15 protein-coding genes are annotated in these 20601 nt (G+C 67.8%); 11 read left to right on the forward strand and 4 right to left on the reverse strand.

The window, feature by feature from the left end:
• Window positions 1-129 precede the first annotated feature (129 nt).
• Both ACZ50J_RS08090 and ffh read left to right on the forward strand, forming a co-directional pair.
• On the forward strand, window positions 130-2490 hold the full coding sequence (locus ACZ50J_RS08090) for a [protein-PII] uridylyltransferase (protein ID WP_464300757.1): 2361 nt from the start codon (window positions 130-132) through the stop codon (window positions 2488-2490).
• Between the two features lie 119 nt (window positions 2491-2609).
• Window positions 2610-4226 (forward strand): signal recognition particle protein, encoded by a 1617-nt coding sequence (gene ffh, locus ACZ50J_RS08095; RefSeq protein WP_464300758.1) that lies wholly within the window; start codon window positions 2610-2612, stop codon window positions 4224-4226.
• Between the two features lie 89 nt (window positions 4227-4315).
• Here ffh and ACZ50J_RS08100 read toward each other — a convergent pair whose 3' ends face one another.
• Genes ACZ50J_RS08100 through ACZ50J_RS08110 form a run of 3 tightly spaced genes read right to left on the reverse strand, consistent with a single transcriptional unit; the run spans window position 4316 to window position 8788 of the window.
• The gene (locus ACZ50J_RS08100) at window positions 4316-5809 is read right to left on the reverse strand and encodes a sigma factor-like helix-turn-helix DNA-binding protein (RefSeq protein ID WP_464300759.1); all 1494 of its coding nucleotides are present in this window, start codon (window positions 5807-5809) and stop codon (window positions 4316-4318) included.
• A 37-nt stretch (window positions 5810-5846) separates the two neighbouring features.
• On the reverse strand, window positions 5847-7307 hold the full coding sequence (locus ACZ50J_RS08105; RefSeq protein WP_464300760.1) for an RNA polymerase sigma factor: 1461 nt from the start codon (window positions 7305-7307) through the stop codon (window positions 5847-5849).
• Between the two features lie 38 nt (window positions 7308-7345).
• Window positions 7346-8788, reverse strand: a complete 1443-nt coding sequence (locus tag ACZ50J_RS08110; RefSeq protein ID WP_464300761.1) for a sigma factor-like helix-turn-helix DNA-binding protein — start codon at window positions 8786-8788, stop codon at window positions 7346-7348.
• Window positions 8789-8902: 114 nt separating this feature from the next.
• Here ACZ50J_RS08110 and ACZ50J_RS08115 point away from each other — a divergent pair, with 114 nt between their 5' ends.
• The 6 genes from ACZ50J_RS08115 (at window position 8903) to ACZ50J_RS08140 (ending at window position 15496) form a co-directional block, all read left to right on the forward strand.
• Window positions 8903-9178: an ArsR/SmtB family transcription factor gene (locus ACZ50J_RS08115; RefSeq protein ID WP_464300762.1), complete on the forward strand. Its 276-nt coding sequence runs from the start codon at window positions 8903-8905 to the stop codon at window positions 9176-9178.
• Between the two features lie 170 nt (window positions 9179-9348).
• Entirely contained in the window at window positions 9349-10536 is a 1188-nt protein-coding gene (locus ACZ50J_RS08120) for a hypothetical protein (RefSeq protein ID WP_464300763.1), read from the forward strand.
• Window positions 10537-10561: 25 nt separating this feature from the next.
• Complete coding sequence (locus ACZ50J_RS08125) at window positions 10562-11884, forward strand: SpoIID/LytB domain-containing protein (RefSeq protein WP_464300764.1); 1323 nt, start codon at window positions 10562-10564, stop codon at window positions 11882-11884.
• A 210-nt stretch (window positions 11885-12094) separates the two neighbouring features.
• Window positions 12095-13117 carry an NlpC/P60 family protein gene (locus ACZ50J_RS08130; protein ID WP_464300765.1) on the forward strand — a complete coding sequence of 341 codons (1023 nt, stop codon included), beginning with the start codon at window positions 12095-12097 and terminating at the stop codon, window positions 13115-13117.
• Between the two features lie 74 nt (window positions 13118-13191).
• On the forward strand, window positions 13192-14277 hold the full coding sequence (locus ACZ50J_RS08135; RefSeq protein ID WP_464301330.1) for an amidohydrolase family protein: 1086 nt from the start codon (window positions 13192-13194) through the stop codon (window positions 14275-14277).
• Between the two features lie 49 nt (window positions 14278-14326).
• The gene (locus ACZ50J_RS08140; RefSeq protein ID WP_464300766.1) at window positions 14327-15496 is read left to right on the forward strand and encodes a GNAT family N-acetyltransferase; all 1170 of its coding nucleotides are present in this window, start codon (window positions 14327-14329) and stop codon (window positions 15494-15496) included.
• Here the strand turns inward: ACZ50J_RS08140 and ACZ50J_RS08145 are convergent.
• Window positions 15493-16527, reverse strand: coding sequence for an agmatine deiminase family protein (locus ACZ50J_RS08145; RefSeq protein ID WP_464300767.1), 1035 nt, complete (start codon window positions 16525-16527; stop codon window positions 15493-15495). The two genes, ACZ50J_RS08140 and ACZ50J_RS08145, sit on opposite strands and share 4 nt — an antisense overlap.
• Window positions 16528-16663: 136 nt before the next feature.
• Here ACZ50J_RS08145 and ACZ50J_RS08150 point away from each other — a divergent pair, with 136 nt between their 5' ends.
• The 3 genes from ACZ50J_RS08150 (at window position 16664) to ACZ50J_RS08160 (ending at window position 20595) form a co-directional block, all read left to right on the forward strand.
• On the forward strand, window positions 16664-18181 hold the full coding sequence (locus ACZ50J_RS08150) for an MFS transporter (RefSeq protein ID WP_464300768.1): 1518 nt from the start codon (window positions 16664-16666) through the stop codon (window positions 18179-18181).
• Entirely contained in the window at window positions 18168-18812 is a 645-nt protein-coding gene (locus tag ACZ50J_RS08155) for a TetR/AcrR family transcriptional regulator (RefSeq protein ID WP_464300769.1), read from the forward strand. Before ACZ50J_RS08150 ends, ACZ50J_RS08155 begins: the two co-directional genes overlap by 14 nt.
• A 112-nt stretch (window positions 18813-18924) precedes the next feature.
• Window positions 18925-20595 carry a cation:proton antiporter gene (locus ACZ50J_RS08160; protein ID WP_464300770.1) on the forward strand — a complete coding sequence of 557 codons (1671 nt, stop codon included), beginning with the start codon at window positions 18925-18927 and terminating at the stop codon, window positions 20593-20595.
• The last annotated feature ends 6 nt before the right edge of the window (window positions 20596-20601 follow it).

Raw genomic sequence — 20601 nt, forward strand, 5'->3', positions numbered from 1 at the left:
CTCGCAGGTCGGCGCCGGCTCCCGCTCGTGAACTCGCGGCGCGCCGGCGCCGACCTGGTCGTCGTCTCGTCGGCGTCCTCTCGTCGCCAGGAACGTGATCTCGCCACTCGTCAGAAGGGGCTCCACACCATGAGCATCGACCAGGAACGGTTGGACCTGGCCGGGACACGTGAGTTCGCGATCCCTGGTGAGGGCACGCGGCGGCGCGCCCGGCTGGCGGCATACAACAGGCAGTTGCTGGCCGACCTGTGGCAGGAGGCGACGAGCGCGACGCCGGTGCCGGGCAGCGGCGTCGCGCTCGCCATCGTCGGCGGGATCGCCCGCTCGGACAGCGGCCCGCTGTCCGACTTCGACCTGGTGCTGCTGCACGACGGCCGCAGCCTGACCGATGCGGCGATCGGCGAACTCGCCGACAAACTCTGGTATCCGTTGTGGGACAGGGGTGTTCGGCTGGACCACAGCCTCCGTACGCCGAAGGAATGCCGCGCCGTCGCGTCCGACGACCTGACCGCCGCCGTCGGCCTGCTCGACATCGAACTGGCCGCCGGCGACCCGTTGCTGGTCGCCCAGGTGCGGCAGAGCATCGCGCACGACTGGCGGTCGAACGCCCGCAAGCGGCTCCCGGAGGTCCTGGCGTCACTGCGCACCCGGCACGAACGACACGGGGACCTGACGCACGAGCTGGAGCCGGACCTGAAGGAGGCCGCCGGCGGGTTGCGGGACATGACGGTGCTGCGGTCGCTCGCGTCCAGTTGGCTGGCCGATCGACCGCACGGCGGTGTCGACGCGGCATACGACCGGCTGCTCGACGTGCGGGACGCGCTGCACCTGGTGACCGGGCGGGGTCGCGACCGGCTCACCCGTCAGGACCAGGACGCCGTCGCGGCCCTGCTCGGCGAGCCGGACGCGGATGCGCTGCTCACGTCGGTGGTGCAGGCGGGTCGCACCATCTCGTATGCGCTCGACGGGACCGCACGGCGCGCCGGTCAGTCGCAACGCGCGCGCACGCTGCGGACCGGCCCACGACGCCCCGTGCTGCATCCGCTCGGTCACGGGCTCTACCTGCACGACGGTGAGGTGGTGCTCGGTGCGCGGGAGATGGGTCGCCGCGGACCATTGATGGTGCTGCGCGCTGCGACAGCATCTGCGCGGTCGGAGTCACCGCTCGGTCCGAGCACCGTTCTCAACCTCACCCAGCCGCTGCCGTTGCTGGCCGAGCCGTGGCCGGAGGAGGTGCGAGATGCATTCGTCGACCTGCTGGCGACCGGCGGCGGCCTCACCCAGGTGTGGGAAACGCTCGACCTGACCGGCGTGGTGGGGGCGTGGTTGCCCGAATGGGCGCCGGTGCGCAGCCGGCCACAGCGCAGCCCGGTCCACCGGCACACCGTCGACCGGCACCTCATCGAGACGGTGGTGCGCGCCGGAGCGATGCGCGATCGGGTGCAGCGGCCGGACCTGTTGCTGATCGCCGCGCTGCTGCACGACATCGGCAAGATCGCCGGCGTCCACGACCATGCAACCGAGGGTGCGCCGGTCGCCGGAAACGTCGCCCGCCGGATGGGTTTCGCGGCGGACGACGTCGAGATCATCGAATTGCTGGTGCGCGAACACCTGACCGTCGTGGATCTCGCCACCCGTCGTGACCCGGACGACCCGCGGACCGTCGCCGTCCTGGTGGCGGCCGTCGAGGAACGCCTCGACATCCTCGAGTTGTTGGTGGCGCTCACCGAGGCCGACGCGCTCGCCGCCGGGCCCAAGGCCTGGACGTCCTGGCGTGCCGAGCTGGTGCACCGGCTGGCGCAGCACGCGCGGGCCGCGCTCGAGGGACGGTCCCCACACTCGCCCGAAGCGACGGAGCCGATTCCGTACGACATTCGCGCTCACGTTCTCGCCGGCGCGGCATACATCGCCGTCATACCGACGGCATCCGGGGCGACCATCGAGATCGCCGACCGCGACCGGCCGGGCCTGTTCGCCGCGTGCGCACACCTGTTGGCGTCCTTCGGTATGACGGTGCGCTCCGCGCGTGTCCGGACCACCGACGGCATCGCGCACAACACCTGGCGGGTCGAGGCGCCGCTGGCTGACCTGCCCACCGAGGACGAACTCGCCCGCGGGCTGCACGAGGGCCGACGCCCACGACACCGCCCGGCGCGCGGGCTGGTGGCGGGTGCCGCACCATCCCGTGCGACCGTCGTGCCCGGTGCCTCGGAGGACGCGCTCGTCATCGAGGTGCGGGCTCTGGACCGGCCCGGGCTGCTGGGTGATCTGGGGGAGACGTTCGGGGCGGAGGGGTTCGCCATCCGATCGGCGCACGTGGCGACGTATGCCGGTCAGGCGGTCGACACCTTCTACCTGACGACGGCCGCGACCGGCGGCGTCGCTCCGCCGGAAGTGGCCCGGCTGGTCGGCGCTCTGATCGACGCGTGTGACGGTGCACCGCCCCGCGCGGGCGCTCCGGCCGAAGGACGGGCCAAGGGTATGGGTTGACGACGCGAGGATGAGAAACGAATCCTGGCGTCAGCGCTCCGGCCGAAGGACGGGCCAAGGGTATGGGTTGACGACGCGAGGATGAGGAACGAATCCTCACGTCAGTTAACCTTGCTGGCGTGTTCAACAGCCTGTCCGACCGCCTGACGTCGACCTTCAAGAACCTCCGGGGCAAGGGTCGTCTCTCCGAGTCCGATATCAACTCGACCATCCGCGACATCCGGCTCGCTCTGATCGATGCCGACGTCGCGACCCCGGTGGTGCGCGAGTTCACCGGCCGCATCCGCGAGCGGGCGCTCGGCGCCGAGGTGAGCGCTGCGCTCAACCCCGGTCAGCAGGTCGTCAAGATCGTCAACGAGGAGCTCATCGAGGTCCTCGGCGGCAAGACCCGCGAGTTGCAACTGGCCAAGCGGCCGCCGACCGTCATCATGCTGGCGGGTCTGCAGGGATCCGGTAAGACCACGTTCGCCGGCAAGCTGGCCCGGCACCTGCGCGACAAGGGTCATTTCCCGGTTCTGGTCGCCGCCGACCTGCAGCGCCCGAACGCCGTCAAGCAGCTCGAGGTCGTCGCCGAGCGCGCCGGCGTGCCGTGCTTCGCATCCGAACGGGGCAACGAGGGCGGCCACGACACTGCGGGCATTGACGCCGCGACCACCGAGGGCACCCAGTCGTATGGCGACCCGGTGTGGGTCGCCCAGGCCGGCGTCGGACAGGCCAAGGTTCGTCAGTACGACGTCGTGATCGTCGACACCGCGGGCCGGCTCGCGGTCGACGAGAACCTCATGCAGCAGGCTGCCGACATACGTGAGGCGATCCAGCCGGACGAGGTCCTGTTCGTCATCGACGCGATGATCGGTCAGGCGGCGATCGAGACCGCACTGGCGTTCCAGCAGGGCGTCGACTTCACCGGTGTCGTGCTCTCCAAGCTGGACGGTGACGCCCGCGGTGGTGCGGCGCTGTCGGTCGCGTCGGTGACCGGCCGGCCGATCATGTATTCCTCGGTCGGTGAGCAGACCAAGGACATCGAGGTCTTCCACCCCGACCGGATGGCGTCGCGCATTCTGGACATGGGCGACATCCTCACGCTGATCGAGCAGGCCGAGAAGGCCTTCGACCGCGACCAGGCCGCCGCGATGGCGCGCAAGTTCATGGACGAGGAGGACTTCACCTTCGAGGACTTCCTGCAGCAGATGCAGGCCATCAAGAAGATGGGCAACCTGAAGGCGCTGATGGGGATGATGCCCGGTATGGCGGGCATGAAGGACCAGCTCAACGCGCTCGACGAGAAGGAGTTCGACCGGGTCGAGGCGATGGTCCGCTCGATGACGCCGTTCGAGCGCACGCATCCCAAGCAGATCAACGGTTCCCGTCGCGCCCGCATCGCGGGCGGTGCGGGCACGACAGTGTCCGAGGTCAACCAGCTGCTCGAGCGGTTCGGCCAGGCGCAGAAGATGATGCGCCAGATGCGTCGCGGCGGTGGCATGCCCGGTATGCCGGGGATGCCCGGTGCCGGCGGCGGCAAGCGCGCCAAACAGGTCAGCAAGAAGAAGAAGGGCAAGAGCGGCAACCCCGCCAAGCGCGCCCAGCAGGAGCAGGCCGCGGCCAGCAAGGCGAGCGAGGCCCGCGACAAGGCGATGGGCAACGCGTTCGGTCAGCAGGAGGAGCCGGACTACTCGAACCTGAAGTTGCCCAAGGGTTTTGAGAAGTTCCTCGGCCCGGGGGCCGACAAGGACTGAGCCGCAGCAGACCTTCTCGCGGCATGAAGTCCCTACCGTTGGGACTTGTTCACGCCGAGCCGGGCTTGGTGCGTATGCCGGGACTGCCGCTATCCGTTCGCGCCGTCGTCCACGGCGCTGGCGTCGAACTTGTAGCGGTCGGCGACGAACTGCAGGGTCCACGGGCCGTGCGCGTCCTCGACCGTGATCTCGACCGGAATCGTCCGTGCGTTCTCGGACTGCGCCCCGACGACGTTGAAGGCGATCTGCGGTATGCGGTGATCGACCAGAGAACACTCGGTGCTCCTCGGGAGGGTCCCGTACGTCACGGTGCGGTGGCTGCCGCAACTTGTCAGCGGCCCGCGGTGGTCCACCCGTAGCCGGTAACGACCGGTGGTGGTCGGGGAGAGCAGCCCGACGACGTTGAGATTGGTGGCCACGGTTCCTGGTGGTACGTCCAGCGTGCCCCGGAACGTCCCATTGGGCCGACCGGCTGGGCCGCGCATCGTGAGTACTGTGCCCTTGGTCTGCGGTACCAATGTCCTTCCGGTGGTGGATGTCACCTCTCGCTGGCCATCGAGAGTGAGGTTCCTCTGCACGTCGAAATGTCCTGTGGCGACCGGGTATTCGCTGAGCGGCACTTGTTGGTAGACCGCGACCGGCCAGCTATGTCTGCTGAAGTCATTTACGGACACGAGAGTCTTGCCGGAGACCAGTGCCAGAGGCGTCTGAGGCTGTTGAGCGCTGCATCCGTCACGACCGAAGGAGTAGGTGCCAGGGTTGAGGTCGCTCGAAACCGCCATCCCAATTCCTTTGGCCAGGCCCGTGCACCCAATGGTCACCGCCGACCCGGAACGGACCGAGAATTCATCGGCCGGCCCGGGGACTACCTCGCGTATGTCCACCAGCTTGTAGCCCTGGGTATAGGCCAGGAAATGCGTCCCGTGTGCATGGTTGAGACCGTTGGGGGTCTTCAACCAGTCGTCGTGCCAACGCTGGGTGATGACGACGGTGCCGACCGTCACCGCGACGACCAGGAACGCGGCGACATACGTCCACCACGGACGGCGGGGTGGTGGCGGCACGGCGTGCACGTCCGCCAACGTGGTGCTGGCGCTCGGCGAGGTCGCGAGATCGCCGAAATCCTCCAGCAGAGAGCGCAATTCGCCGGACTGTGGAGTGGTGCCGGGTAGTTCGTCATACGGCACGGACCCGAGCGCCTCGGTCGTGGCCCGCGAGGTGAGGCGCAGGGCCCGTGCGGTCTCGCGTTCGTCATACCCGTCGACGACGTGCAGCACGAGGGCCGCACGCTGGCGTGGGGAGAGGCGCGCGAGCGGCCGGAACTGCGCCGCGAGCTGGGAGCTGTCGCTGTCCTGGGTAGGTGTGGTGTCCCGGGCGCAGATCATGGCCATCCGTTGTCGTGCGGTGGATCCGGCCTGCGCGAGCTCGATGCGTTCTCGGCGCAGGGCGGCGAGCACGGTGAGGACCAGTTCCTCGGCCGGCTGTTGCGCGGCCGTGAGCTGATAGGCGTCGTGGTGCAGGTCCTGGGTGCGGGCCGCGATGAACTCCTCGAGTTCGTCGTCCTGCCGGTCGCGCCCGTGCATAGCGATCAGCGTATGCCGCGGGGGCGACTTCCCGGGCTCAGTCGGTCGATCCGGGGTCGATCCAGTAGCTGTCGACCACGAACTGCAGGGTCCATGGTCCGCGGGCGTGCTCGACGGTGATCGTCACCGGGCGCCAGCCCTGGTCCGGCGCGATGTCCAGCAGATACGTCACTTGCGGCACCCGTCGGTCCAGCAACGAGCACTCTGCGGGAGGAATCTTCCGGCGGGGGACAACGGCCCCGGGTTCGTCGCACGAGGTCGGGGGCGGCGTCTGCGCGACCTGCACCCGGAACGTGCCCGTCGTGGTCGGGGAGAGGAGGCCGACGGCATGGAGCATCGGCGCATTCACCGGGTCGTCGAAGTGCGGCAACCGAAGCCTGCCCGTGAACGTGCCGTTCGGGTGAGCGGCCGTGCCGTGCAGCGTCAACACCGTGCGTTTGCCCGCACCGGGTGGCGTCTTGTTGCCGGCAGCCTGGGCACGTACCGCAGTGAGCGTGAGATCGTGCTCAACGTCGAAATTGCTTGTGGCGACCGGATATTCGCTGAGTGGGATCCTCCGGTAGACCGCGATCGGGTAATCGTGTCGGTTGCCACCGAGAACCATCGCGGAGGCTCGACCGGTGACCTCGGTCAGTCGCGCGTGAGTTGCGGACGTGGGGCATGAGTCACCCTCCTCGCCGTCCGACGCCGCGCTCTGCACGGACAGCCGCACCGTCGACTCCACGACACCGCAGGGGAGTGCGACCGCCCCGGCCGGGCCGGTGGTGACGTTCTGTGCGATGCCCGGGACCATGTCGCGGATGTCGACCAACTTGTAGCCCTGGGCGTATGTCGGGAAGTGCGTACCGTGCGCATGATTGAGGCCGTCGGGTGTCCTCAGCCAGTCCTTGTGCCATCCCTGCGCGACGACGATGGATGTCGCACTGAGAGCCAGCACCAGGAACGCGGCCGCGAACGTCCACCACGGCCGCTGCGGGCCGGACGGCGCCGTGTGGACGTCCTCGATCGTCGTGGCTGGGTGCGGCACATGGGCAAGATCGCCGAAATCCTCCAACAGCGAACGCAATTCGCCGGGACGGTCGGGCAACTCGGGGTAGGGGATCGAGTGCAGTGTCTCGCTCGTCGCACGCGGTGACAGCTGCAGGGTGCGAGCGATCGCCTTGTCGTCATACCCGGCGACGGTCTGCAGGACGAGGGCCGCGCGCTGTCGTGGCGACAACCGGCCGACGACTCGGAATCGTTCCGGCACGCGTCGATCCCCGCCGGTCCCGGTCGGTATGGCGTCCCGTGCAGCGAGCCGCACCATCCGCAGGTGTGCGGCGGCGCCCGCTCGCGACAGGTCGAAGCGCTCGCGTCCCAGCTCGGTGAGCACGGCGACCACGAGCCGTTCCGCGGACTCCTGGTCCGCGGTCAGCTGGTAGGCGCCGCGATGCAACTCCTGTGTCCGCGCGCCGATGAATGCCCTGAGTGCCGCGTCCTGTTCGTGATGCCCCCGCATGTCGGACAGGGTATGTCGTCGGATGTCCCGATCTGTCGCTATTCGCTCGGTCGATAGCGCTCATAGCGGATCTGGAACGTCCAGGGTCCGAGCGCGTCCCGTACCTGGACCTTCACTCGGGCCGGTCGTTCGTCCGCAATCCCACCCTCGCCGGAATCCGATTCGAAGAGCAGCGGAATCTGGGGGACGTATCGGTCATGGAGACGACACCAGCCGTCGTTTGTGGCATTGGAGGACCCGCCGAGAGTGCAGTCGGTCGCCGGGATGCCATCGATCTCGACCTTGAACTGCCCTGTGGTGGTCGGCGAGAGCAGGCCGCTCAGGAACGAGCGGGTGTTCTTGGCCGGTGGTGGAATCGTGACCTTGCCCATGAAGGTTCCGTTCGTTCCGTGCATAGTGAGCGTCCGTCCGGACCGCACCGGTGGGCTGCCGAAGTTGAGCCTGGCGTTGCGGTCAAGCTTTATGTCGTGCTCGACCGTGAAGTGGTCCTTCGCGACCGGATAGCGATTCCACGGGACCGGTTTGTACCGCGCAACGTCGATGGCGCGCGGTGCTGCCTTCGGGACGAGGAGGGACGCACCGGTGTCGGGTTCGAGGAGGAAATACCGCTCGGCGGTCTGTTTCGCGCACGGGTAGGGCTCCGATCCATCGGTGCCCCTGATGTGCGGCCATTCCGACTGGTTCTGCAGCGAGAGATGATCGCAGCCCAGCGCGATCGCTTCGCCGTCGGGGGTGGTGAGTTTCCGCGTGGCACCGACCGGAACACGCTGCACCCCAACGAGTTTGAAACCTTGGACGTAGGCGTGGAAGTGCGTGCCGTGCGTGGCGTTGATGCCTTCTGGCGACCGCGACCAGCGGTCGTGGTGCACCTGGGAGGCGATCGGTGCGGCGGCGCCGACGACGACCACCGCAGCAGCCGCGATATATCGCCAGGATGCGCGTCGCTGCGGAGGCGCGGTGCGCTGCGCGGCAGCCATGGTGGTCGCCGTGTCCGGCCAGGTGGCGCGCTCGGCGAAGTCGGCCAGTGCGCTGCGGCACTCCTCGCTGTCGATCGGTAGCCCGAGCGTCTTCCCGGCCGCGGAGGCCGCTTCGCGGACCGCGTTGGTGGAGATGCCGAGTTCCGTTGCCGCGCCGCGCTCGTCGAGGTGGTCGAGGCTGCGCAACATCAGCACGGCACGCTCGCGCGGCGACATACCGGCAATAGCTGCGCGTAGTTCATCGGACGGCGACGATGGCTCGTTGCCGACCGGGTCGCTCGGTTCGGTGGCCGCCGCGGCGAGTCGCGCCATGTACCGGCGAGCGGCATTTCCCGCCTGGCCCAGGGGAGTTCGGTCGCGACGCAGCCGGTCGACGGCGGCTGCGACGAGCCGTTCGGCACGATCCTGATCGGCAGTGAGCAGGTATGCCGCGCGATGCAGCTCCGCGGTCCGTGCCGACACGAAGTCCGCCAGTTCGTCGTTGTTCCCCCGCTGCCCCCGCATGCTGCGCAGTATGCCGCACCGGCGGAGGGGCGGGCGCCCTTTGCGGCGGACTCGGAACCGCCCCTGTGCCCGGTCACGTCGCACCACAGTTGACGTGACGGAGGGAACACCCCGGTGAGTTCGCAGTTCGAGGCGGCTGCCTCGCAATCCCCGACCGGCCTCGGCCGGTTGATCGGTGAATCGCGCCTTGCCGTGCTGCAGGCCAGTCGTCGACCGCGTACGACGTCCGAGCTTGCCGATGAGTGCTTCATGTCGACGCCGAGCGCAAGTCGCCATGCCGCCGTCCTCCGGGACGCGGGTCTGATCATGTCGACCCGGCGCGGTCAGGCCGTCGTCCACGTCGTCACGCAGCTGGGCAATCTGTTGCTGTGTGGCTTCGTCGGGCAGTGACCCGGCTGAGGACCCCGCAATCGACCCCGGCCGGCGCCGCGAAGCGCTCGGACGCGGCGCGCCGGTGAGCGGTTCCCGATTGCATTTCATTGCAAGGGTCGCACCGAACGGCTGAATTCACAGTCCTACTGACAGCCCGGCACAAGGCCGGACCGGACAGGAGGAACATCGTGAAAACCACAGTGGCACTGGGGATCGCAGCGGTCACGGCCGCAGGGTGCGCGATCGCGGTTCCAGCCAGCGGAGCCTTCGCCGGAGGGTTCAGCGGTACCGGCGTGCACCTCACGTCGGTACGGACGGCGGCGTCGAAGGTGAACGGGACGATCAGCCGCAGCGAGGTCGTGTCGCGTGCGGGCTATTGGCTGAAGACCCAGCCGCCGTACAGCGAGAGCGCGTATGCACCCGGACCGGACGGCAAGGAATATCGACAGGACTGCTCCGGATCGGTGTCCATGGCGTGGCATCTCGATCAGTCCTACGTGACGTGGGATTTCAACCCGCACTCGCGCCAGTTCAAGGGCTTCGATCACGAAATAGCCTGGAAGGACTTGCAACCCGGCGATGCGCTGGTCCGCGACGACAGCCAGTACGACCACATGGCGCTCTTCGTCGGCTGGGCGAACAAAGCGCACACCGAGCCGATCGTGATCGAGCAGTACGACTACGGCCACTCGCAGACCCGGCGACCGTGGAATTCGTCATACGCCCACCAGTTCACCCCGATCCGGTACAACCGGATCGCCGGATCCGCCGGTGATCCGCCCCCTCCGCCCACGAACGGCGGCGGGAAGTACTACGAGAACGTCTGGACCCAGGCGCCGTCCTACCGGCAGGCGTCCACCGCGTCGCGGGCCGGGCACCTCAACAAGGGCCGGAACTACGTCTACTGCCAGGCGAAGGGTGCGGAGGTCCGCGCTGCGGGCTATCAGAACTACTGGTGGCTGCGGACGGACGACGACTCGGGGAACCGGAACGTCTGGGTGAACGCGGTCTACATCTCGTCGGGCGCGAACGACGGTCGGATCCCGGGGGTGCCCGACTGTGCCGCCGCGAAGCCCACCCCGAAGCCGAAACCGAAGCCGAAGCCGTCGCCGACGAAGAAGGTCTACAAGAACGTGTGGTCGACGGCGGGTTCCTACACCTCGCCGGCGGGGAGCCGGCGCGTCGGCGTGCTGCACACGGGCCGTAACTACTTCTACTGCCAGGCCAAGGGTTCGGAGGTCTCGGTCGACGGCTACCGCAACCACTGGTGGTTGAAGACGGATGACGACTCGGGCCACCGCAATGTGTGGGTGAGTGCCGTTCGCGTCAGTGGTGGCGTCAACGACGGCACCATCCCCGGCGTACCGGTCTGTTGAGCCGGATCACAAGGGAGGAAATGTCATGAAGGGGAAGAAGACGCTGGCGCTGCCGGCGATCGTGGCCGGCGCCGCCGGCCTGTGTCTCGGCGGGCCGACGGCGGCGCACGCCGCGGGCTTCGGCGGACCGCATGCCGGAGGCGTGCACGGCAACATCACCGGCACACGGGACAGCCACGGCGGTCACAGTGTCCGGGTCGGCGCCGACGGAAGCGTGCGGTTGTCGCCGAATTCGGTGCTGGCCAAGACTGCGTCCAGCGGCTGTGGTGGGCACTATTCGGATACTGCACTGCCCTCGACGATCAGAGTGCTGCGTGGCTCGGGGCGGGTCGACGTGGTGCCGTTCGAGGACTACGTGAAGAACGTGTTGCCCAACGAGTGGATCACCAGTTGGAGTCCTGCGTCCTTGCAGGCCGGGGCGATGGCGGTGAAGTCGTTCGGGTGGTACTGGACGAATCACTCCGCGAACCGGATCTCGGCGGGCGGGCAGTGCTACGACGTCACCGACAGCACCAGCTCCCAGGTTTACCGCCCGGGTAGCGCGACCGCGTCGACGAACGCTGCGGTGGATGCCACCTGGACATCGCGGATGACCCGAGGCGGTGCGGTGCTGCAGGCGCACTACTGCAGCACGACGACCGCCTGCGGTGCTTGGGTGGACGGCGATTGGATGTCGCAGTACGGGTCGCAGGATCTCGCGCGACAGGGACAGAACTTCGTCGCCATCCTGCGGCACTACTACTCCGGTGTGACGATCGACGGCGCGGGACACGGTCCCACTCCGCCGCCGTCGGGCGGCGGGAAGTACTACGAGCAGGTCTGGACCCAGGCGCCGTCCTACCGGCAGGCATCGACCGCATCGCGGGCCGGGCACCTCAACAAGGGCCGGAACTACGTCTACTGCCAGGCGAAGGGTGCGGAGCTGAATGCCGAGGGATACCACAACAATTGGTGGTTGAAGACCGACGACGACTCGGGCAACCGGAATGTCTGGGTCAACGCGGTCTACTTCGCCACCGGCTCCAACGACGGTCAGATCCCGGGTGTCCCGGTGTGTGCCGGTTCGGCACCGAAGCCGTCGCCGACGAAGAAGGTCTACAAGAACGTGTGGTCGACGGCGGGTTCCTACACCTCGCCGGCGGGGAGCCGGCGCGTCGGCGTGCTGCACACGGGCCGTAACTACTTCTACTGCCAGGCCAAGGGTTCGGAGGTCTCGGTCGACGGCTACCGCAACCGCTGGTGGTTGAAGACGGATGACGACTCGGGGCACCGCAATGTGTGGGTGAGTGCGGTACGGGTCAGTGGCGGTGTCAACGACGGATCGATCCCCGGCGTACCCACCTGCTGACGACCTGCGGGGGCGGGGCCCGGTGGCGCACGGTGCCGCCGGGCCCTGTCCCGTTCGCGCATTCGGACTCGCAGAGGGAACCAACCGTTGGTGCGGATGCGTCGATACGGAGACCTCGCAGTTGAGTGGCCCGGCTCCCGAGCCATGCCGACGACTGTCGATGGTCGTCCGTGAATTCCATTGGGCAGCAAACCAATTCAGGGGACAGACGTGAAGAATCCGGTGAGCATCATCGCCGCGGGAGTGTTCGTGGCGGGGACAGCGGTCGCGGGCGTGGGCCTCGTCCAGCAACCGGCACACGCCGCGAGCAACTGCCGTGCGTATGCCGCGACGACCCCCGCCGCGAACCGGGCCATCACGGCCGCTTGCCGCGAGGTCGCCAAAGGCACGCCGTACTCCTGGGCAGGCGGTCACGCGGCGGTACCCGGCCCGTCGACGGGCGTCGTCCATGACGGGAAGGACGGACACTTCGACGATCGCAACCGGGTCGGCCTGGACTGCTCGGGGTTGGTGCGCTGGGCCTGGTTCCAAGCAACGGGAACGGATTTCGGAGCCGGTGGCACGCAGGTCATGCCCGCCGAACTCACCTCGCACGGTTTCGTGCGGACCGGTGAGAACCTTCCGACTCGACCCGGAGACATCATCGTCTACCCGGGCCACACCGCCATCTATCTCGGGGCCGGCCTGGTCGTGCAGGCAGCCAACCAGGACGCGGGCCTGAACGTGGCCGGGTTGTCCAGTGAGCCGGCCGTCGTCACGGGGGTCTTCCGGTATGTCGGCGCCGCAGTCCCGCAACCGGCGAAGCCCCGCCCGTCCCGGCCGCGCACGCCCGCACCGAAGCCAACTCCGAAGGCAACTCCGAAGAAGACGCCGAAACCGGCGACTAAGCGGTCGGCGCCGAAACCGACGCCACGCTCGGTGCCGAAGCCGACGCACCACCAGGCGAAGCCGAAGCAACCGACCAGGAAGGCGCCGGATCCGACCGTCCGGACCGTGCGCGCAGACGCGCCGACCTACCTCGTGCCGGTCGCCTGGCACGACGTCGGGATCCTGCATCGGGGAAAGCGACACTTCAGCTGCCAGGTGTTGAGCGTCGGTCACTCCTACGGCGGGAAGCACAGCAATTGGTGGCTCAAGACCAATGACTCGTCCGGGAATCACAACGTCTGGGTGAACGCGACCTATCTGAGCGGATCCGGCGACGACCGGGTTCCCGGCATACCCACCTGCTGACACCGTCGTCCGGCACACGCCCGGCCGGTGCGCCCGCTCGGCGGGATGGTGCGGCTAGGGTCGGACGTATGGCGATCGACTCACCCGTCCTGCACGTGACCGGCCGCATCCTGGTCGGCGCCGAGGATGTCCGTGACGAGCTGTGGGTGGTCGACGGGCGTATCAGTTGGTCCGCGCCGCAGGGTGCCGAAAACGTCCAATCCGTGCAGGGTTTCGTCCTGCCCGGCCTGGTCGACGCGCACTGCCACGTCGGACTCGAAGCACACGGCGGCGTCGACAAGGACACGACCGAACAGCACGCGCTGCGCGAGCGGGAAGCAGGGGCACTGCTGCTGCGCGACGCCGGCTCGCCGGTCGACACCCATTGGATCGACGATCGGGAGGATCTGCCGCGGATCATCCGCGCCGGTCGGCACATCGCTCGCACGAAGCGGTACATCCGCAACTTCGCGCACGAGATCGAGCCTGCGGACCTCGTCGCCTACGTGCGGCAGGAAGCCCGCCGCGGCGACGGCTGGGTGAAACTCGTCGGTGACTGGATCGACCGTGATCGGGGCGACCTGTCGCCGTGCTGGCCACGAGAGGCACTCAAGGCTGCCATCGACGCCGCGCACGAGGAGGGAGCGCGGGTGACGGCCCACTGTTTCGGTGAGGAGTCACTGCTCGACTTCGCCGACGCCGGCACCGACTGCATCGAGCACGCCACGGGTCTGTTGCCCGAATCGATCGATCTCTTTGCCCGACAACAGATTTCGATCGTTCCGACATTGGTGAACATCGAGAACTTCCCGAAGTTCGCCGAAGCGGGAGAAGCCAAGTTCCCGTCCTACGGCGCGCACATGCGGGACCTCTACGCGCGCCGGTTCGACACGATCGCCGCCGCGCACGAGGCGGGTGTGCCGATCTGGGTCGGCACGGATGCCGGGGGCCAGTTGCCGCACGGCCTCGCCGCGGCCGAAGTGGCCGAGCTGACCCGTGCCGGCATGACCAATGTCGAAGCCATCAGCGCAGCAACGTGGGGTGCGCGGGAGTGGCTGGGCCGACCCGGCCTCGACGAGGGGGAGAGCGCCGACTTCGTTGTCTACCAGTCCGATCCACGAGAAGACGTGGGTGTGCTGGCGGATCCGCAGCACATCGTCCTGCGCGGCCGGCAGGTGTGAGCGCACTCGTGCCCGACCCACGCTCCGGCGGTGCTGGCAGGATGGACACGTGAGCTGGCGCCTTCCACCCTTGCGGTCCTCCGGTCGACGCGTCTGGGTGCACACGGTGCGGCGCGAGGACGTTCCGTCATACCGGTCGGCGGTGCATCAGTCCGCGGCCCGGATCGGAGTCTGGAACCCCGTCAACCCCGACGACATCAGCTGGCACCTGGATCGGCAGAGCGAGGAACACCGCACCTTCCTCATCCACGCCACCGACCCCGAGGGCAGCCATGGCATCGTCGGGAAGGTCAACGTCACCAACGTCGTTCGCGGCCGGTTCCAGAGCGGCGTTCTCGGGTATGACGCCTACGACCCGTATGTCGGACGGGGGCTCTTCGCCGACGGACTCCGGCAGATCATCAATCTGGCGTTCACCGGTGCGCCGCAGGGCATGGGGTTGCATCGGCTCGAGGCGAACGTCCGGCCCGGTAACGCGACATCCGCGGGTCTGTTGCGGTCGCTCGGCTTTCGGCGCGAAGGGCTCGTGCGCGACATGCTGTGGTTGCCCGGTGCCGACGGCGCGGCGTGGCGCGATCACATCATGCATGCCGTGACTCGGGACGAGTGGCCCGCCCCGGCATACGCCCCGGATCGCATTGCGCGAATAGCCCTGTTGGTCAATGGAATTCCCGGTTCCGGAAAGTCCACGTTGGCGCCGCGACTCGCCGCCGAACTCGGATTGCCGCTCTTCTCGAAGGACATGATCAAGGAGACGATCTTCGAGCACGCAGCACCTCAGGCGCAGCACGCGCTGCAGGGGACCGGTGGACACGGCTCGCCGCTCGGAGCGGGATCCTCCGAGCTGTTGTGGCAGCTGCTGGGCGCATCGCCGGTCGGCGGTGTCGTCGAGAATGTCTGGTGGCGGCCGAACCACGATCAGGTGGTCGACGGGCTGCGGCGGGCCGGATTCGACCCACGCACCGTCGCGCACGTCTGGTGCGATGTGCCCACCTCGACCGCCCGCCGCCGGCACGAGGAACGAGTCCGCGCCGGCCGGCGGCATGCGGTGCACGGTGCCACCGCCGAGGTCCAGCAGGACCTCGACTGGGAGTGGATCGACCGCCACTCCGCGGCGTTCGACTTCGGCTGCCGGATCGACGTGGACACCTCGAAGCCGGTCGACGCGCGCACCGTCACCCGTGCAGCGCTGACTGCTCGGGCGGCCTTCGCGACCTAGATCTGCGCGATGTTCTGTGCGGTGGGTTGCTGCTGCGTGATGCAGTGGATGCCGCCGCCGCGCGCGAAGAGCGGTCGCGCGTCGACCGTCACGACCCGACGGCCGGGGTAGGCATCAGCCAGTGCGGCAGCGGCTTCCTCGTCGTGCGCGTCGCCGAACGAGCACGCGATCACTCCGCCATTGACCACCAGGTGGTTGAGGTAGCTGTAGTCGACCGGCCCCTCGTCGTCCTGTATGACGGCCGGTGCCGGCACCTTGCGGATGTCCCACGGCCGGCCGGCGGCATCCGTCGTCTCCTGCAAGGTGCTTTCGATCTGTTGCATCACAGCGTGATCCGGGTGATCGGGGTTCCGTTGGTCGTGCAACAACAGCACGCCGGGGGATGGGATGGCGGCGACGATGTCGACGTGCCCGCGGGTGCCGAAGCGTTGCGAATCGCGAGTGAGACCGCGCGGCAGCCAGACCGCGTGGGTAGCGCCGATCGTGCGCGCCAGCTCTGCTTCGATGTCCGCCTTGGTCGCCCCCGGGTTCCGGCCAGGATCGAGCTGAACGGTCTCGGTCACCAGCACGGTGCCCTCGCCATCAACGTGAAAACCGCCGCCCTCATTGACGATTGACGACTCGATACGTCGCACACCTGCCTGCTCCAGCACGTATGACGCAACCTTTGCGTCGTTGTCCCATGTCGCCCAGTCCTGCGCACCCCAGCCGTTGAAGGTCCAGTCCACGCCCGCGAGGGCGGTGCCGTCATAGACGAAGGTCGGTCCGATGTCGCGCATCCAGGCGTCGTCGAGCGGCGTGTGCACCACCTCGACATCCGCCGACAGGTAGCGACGTGCGACCTCGGCGTCGGCAGGGTCCACGACCATGGTGACCGGTTCGAACTCCAACGCGGCGTGGGCGACTGCAGCCCAGGTGGAGCGCGCCTCGTCGGCCTCTGCCGGAGTGTCTCCGAGCGTGTAGCCCTGGGACGGGAACGCCATCCAGATGCGCTCCTGCGGGGCGGTCTCACTCGGCATGCGGTGCGTCATGACCCCAGATTCCCACATCACGACCCGGCGCGGAGCGCGGTGTCTCGAAGCGGCCGGCTTGCCAATCGATGACACAGACTGCAAACTGATAGAGACATTCAAAAAGAAGTAACTACCATAAAGGAAGGCGATCGGTATGACCGAAGTCCGCCGCTGGATCGCCGTCGCGGCGATCGCACTGACCACCCTGGTGGTCGGACTCGACACGATGGTGCTCAACGTCGCCCTGCCGACACTCGCGGGCGACTTGCATGCGGATATCGCTGCGCTGCAATGGGTTACGAGTGGTTATACGCTCTCGTTGGCGGTCTTCATGCTGCCGCTGGGTGCATTCGGTGATCGGATCGGCAGGCGGCGGGTGCTGATCGGCTCTCTCGTGGTGTTCGGGGCCGCGTCACTCGCGTGCGCCTACGCCCAATCACCCGGCCAACTGATCGCGGCCCGGGTCGCACTCGGCATCGGAGCGGCCTCGCTGCTCACGCTGACGCTGGCGGTGATCACCGTGATGTTCCCGGACAAGTCGGAGCAGCGACGCGCGATCGGCATCAACATGGCCGGTGTGGCATTGGGCATGCCGCTGGGTCCGCTGCTCGGTGGCTGGTTGCTCGACCACTTCTGGTGGGGATCGGTGTTCCTGATCAACGTCCCTGTCGTCGTGATCGCGATCGTCGCTCTGCTGTTGTTCGTGCCCGAGTCCCGCAGTGCCTCGGCGCGGCCGATCCACCTCCCGAGTGTGCTGCTGTCCAGCGCCGGACTGGCCTCTCTCACCTACGGATTCATCGAGCTCGGGCAACGTGGATGGGGTGACGTGCAGTCGTGGACCTTCGCCGTTGCCGGTGCGCTCGTGCTTGCCGCGTTCCTCGCCTGGCAGCGGCACCTGACGAACCCGCTGATCGACGTCGGCCTCTTCAAGGTCGCGGGATTCAGTATGGGAGCGACCTACGCGGTGCTGCTCAACTTCGTGATGTTCGGCGTCTTCTTCAGCCTGCCGCAGTACTTCCAGGCAGTTCGCGGGACGGATGCGCTGGGCAGCGGGCTGCGGTTGCTGCCGATGGTCGTCGGCATCATGCTCGCGACCCGGCTCAACGAACCACTGCTGCGACGCATCGGTGTGCGCGGGGTGCTGATCACCGGATTCGTGGTGATCCTGGCGGCGACCGGCCTTGCCGTGACCACGGGCGTCGACACGCCATACGCGCTGATCGCCGGGTGGATGACTATTCTCGGAATCGGCATGGGCGTCGTCATGTTCACGACCATCGGCTGGGCTGCGGGCACGCTCGATCCCGAGCGGGCCGGCGCGGGCACCGCGCTGCTCTCCGCGCTGCGGCAAGTTGGCGGCACCCTCGGCATCGCCGTGCTCGGCACGGTGCAGGCAAGTCGCTATCACCAGAGCCTGGGCCGCTACGACCACGATCCGATGCGGGACAGCGTGACGACCGGAGTGGCTGTCGCACGGCACGATGGGAATCCCGCGATGTTGCACGTCGTACGCCATGCCTTCGTCGACAGCATGGACCTGCTGCTGTGGTGCACCGGCGGGCTCGTGCTGGTCGCGCTGGGCAGTGTGTTCTTGGCGCGCAACGTCTTTCACGAGCGTCAGAACCAGACGGAGAACGCCGATGGGCCACAATTGGTCCATGCCGCCCGTTGATGCGTCCACGCCCGGCCTTCGCGAGCGCAAGAAGGCGCGGACTCGCCAGACGCTGCGCGAAGAGGCGTTCCGGCTGATCCGTGAGCAGGGTTACGCCCAGACCACCGTCGAGCAGATCGCGGCAGCCGCCGACGTGTCGCCGAGCACCTTCTTCCGTTACTTCCCGAGCAAGGAAGCGCTCGTGATCGCGGACGACATCGATCCGGTGATCATCGAGCTCTTCCGAGCGCAGCCGGAGGATGCGACCGTGTTCGACGCACTACGTGCTGCGGTCACCGGTGTGGCGTCGTCAATGACCAAGGAGCAGTGGAGCTTCGAGCAGGAACGCTCGGCGCTGCTGACCACGGAGCCCCAACTGCATGGGGCGATGCGTCAGGAGACACAGCGCAGCGTCGACCTGATCGCCGGCCTCGTCGCCGAGCGCTGTCACCTCGACGTCGCCGATCTACGGGTCCGAGCCCTCGCAGGCGCACTGGTCGGCGGCTACCAGGCGCTACGGGAGCCCCCGAACGTCGTGGTGGAGGACTTCGACCTGATCGGCTTCCTGGGCGCTGGTATGCCGCTCGACGGTCCAGCCGTGTTGCCGAAGTCCCGGCAGAAGCGGGGACCTCGCAGTCGCCGTACAGATTGAAGCCGCGGGCCATGAGCGAGCGCAGTGAGCGATCGATGGTTCGGTCGAAGAACACGACCCGAGGAACGAGGGGATCGCCCTGAGCTTCACCCTCATCGCAATTCTCGGTGTGTTGAGCATCGTTGTCGTCACATCATTTTCGAAGCGACTGGGCCTCGCCGCACCGCTGGCGCTGGTCGTGGTGGGCATCGTCCTCAGCTACTTGCCCGGCACACCGGACATCGCATTGGACCCGGAGCTCGTGCTCGCCGGTGTGCTGCCGCCCTTGCTCTACTCGTCGGCGGTCAGCATGCCGAGCCAGGACTTCCGGCGGAACCTGAAGGCGATCAGCGGGCTCGCGGTCGTCCTGGTCGTGTTGACGACACTCGGTGCCGGGGCGTTGTTCCACGAGGTCCTGCCCGGCATCGAGTGGCCGGCGGCCTTCGCGTTGGGTGCGGTGATCAGCCCGACCGATGCGGTTGCGGCGACCTCGATCGGCAAGAAGCTCGGTCTGCCGCCGCGTGTCGTGACGATGCTCGAGGGGGAGGGCCTGGTCAACGACGCGTCGTCGCTGGTGTTGTTGCGCTCGGCCGTCGCGGCCATCAGCAGCTCGATCTCCCTCTGGGGAGTGGCGGGCAACTTCGTGCGGTCCGTGGTGATCGCCATCGTCATCGGGGTCGTCGTTGGTCTGGTGATGGTGCGGGTTCGCGCCCGGCTGCACGATCCGGTCCTCGGCACCGCGGTCTCGTTCGTCGTGCCGTTCATCTCGTTCCTGCCCGCCGAGGAGTTGCACGCCTCCGGCGTGCTTGCGGTCGTGGTGACCGGATTGGTCGTCGGCCGCGAGGGCCCGCGGGTGATTGCCGCACGCGACCGGTGGGTCGAATCGATGAACTGGCGGACCATCGCCTTCCTGATGGAGAGCGGCATCTTCCTGTTGATGGGTCTGGACCTGAAGCCGTTGACGGACGGAGTGCAGAACGACGGACAGAGTGTATGGCGGGCCGTACTCATCGGGCTCCTGGCAGCCGTCGCGGTCTCGGTGCTGCGCTTGCTCTTCGTCGTTCCGCTGGTCGGCCTGCTGAAGCAGGATCAGCGCAATGCGGCGCAGGTGCGGCCGAAACTCGACCAATGGCAGGACCATCCGAGGTTCGAACGCCTCGACGAGATGTCCGACCGGCGACGCGAGCGCATCACCGAGCGGGTCCACCGGATGACCGCCGACCTCGATTTCAAGCTGAACGAACAAGTCGGCTGGCGCAGCGGGGTCGTCCTGGGCTGGGCCGGGATGCGCGGGGCCATCACCGTCGCTGCGGCGCTCACGATCCCCTTGGGGACGGCGCGTCGGTCCGAATTGGTACTGATCGCCTATCTCGTCGCCGCGTTCACGTTGCTCGCGCAGGGGCTGACACTGCCGGCCGTCATACGGGCGGTGAAGGTGACCGACAACTCCGTCGAGCGACTGCGTCAGGAACAGCGCGACCTCGTCGACGACCTGTATGGCGCCGGCCTGGCCGAGATCGACCGCCTGGTTCCGACGCTGCACGACGAGAAGGAGCAGGAGATCCTCGCGCGTGTCCGCGACGATCTGCTGAACGAGCGGGACGTGTTGGGTGAGCGGGCCGACCTCGATGCGCGTGACGAGCGCGAGGAGTATTGCCGGCTGCGGCTGGAAGTCGTTGCGGCACAACGCGTTGCGCTGAGTACTTGGGAGGATCGGGGCACCTTCGGCTCGCAGGCGATCAGCGGTGCCGTGCGCATGCTGGACCGCGACGAGGTGCGGCTCACCGGCTTCGACGACAACTGACCCCCA

Source organism: Flexivirga sp. G2 (genome assembly GCF_055397625.1).

Bases quoted from the DNA above. Each gene is read 5' to 3' on its own strand.
- ACZ50J_RS08090 (WP_464300757.1), top strand. From the start codon at position 130: ATGAGCATCGACCAGGAACGGTTGGACCTGGCCGGGACACGTGAGTTC.
- ACZ50J_RS08100 (WP_464300759.1), bottom strand. From the start codon at position 5,809: ATGCACGGGCGCGACCGGCAGGACGACGAACTCGAGGAGTTCATCGCG.
- ACZ50J_RS08105 (WP_464300760.1), bottom strand. From the start codon at position 7,307: ATGCGGGGGCATCACGAACAGGACGCGGCACTCAGGGCATTCATCGGC.
- ACZ50J_RS08110 (WP_464300761.1), bottom strand. From the start codon at position 8,788: ATGCGGGGGCAGCGGGGGAACAACGACGAACTGGCGGACTTCGTGTCG.
- ACZ50J_RS08125 (WP_464300764.1), top strand. From the start codon at position 10,562: ATGAAGGGGAAGAAGACGCTGGCGCTGCCGGCGATCGTGGCCGGCGCC.
- ACZ50J_RS08145 (WP_464300767.1), bottom strand. From the start codon at position 16,527: ATGACGCACCGCATGCCGAGTGAGACCGCCCCGCAGGAGCGCATCTGG.
- ACZ50J_RS08150 (WP_464300768.1), top strand. From the start codon at position 16,664: ATGACCGAAGTCCGCCGCTGGATCGCCGTCGCGGCGATCGCACTGACC.
- ACZ50J_RS08155 (WP_464300769.1), top strand. From the start codon at position 18,168: ATGCCGCCCGTTGATGCGTCCACGCCCGGCCTTCGCGAGCGCAAGAAG.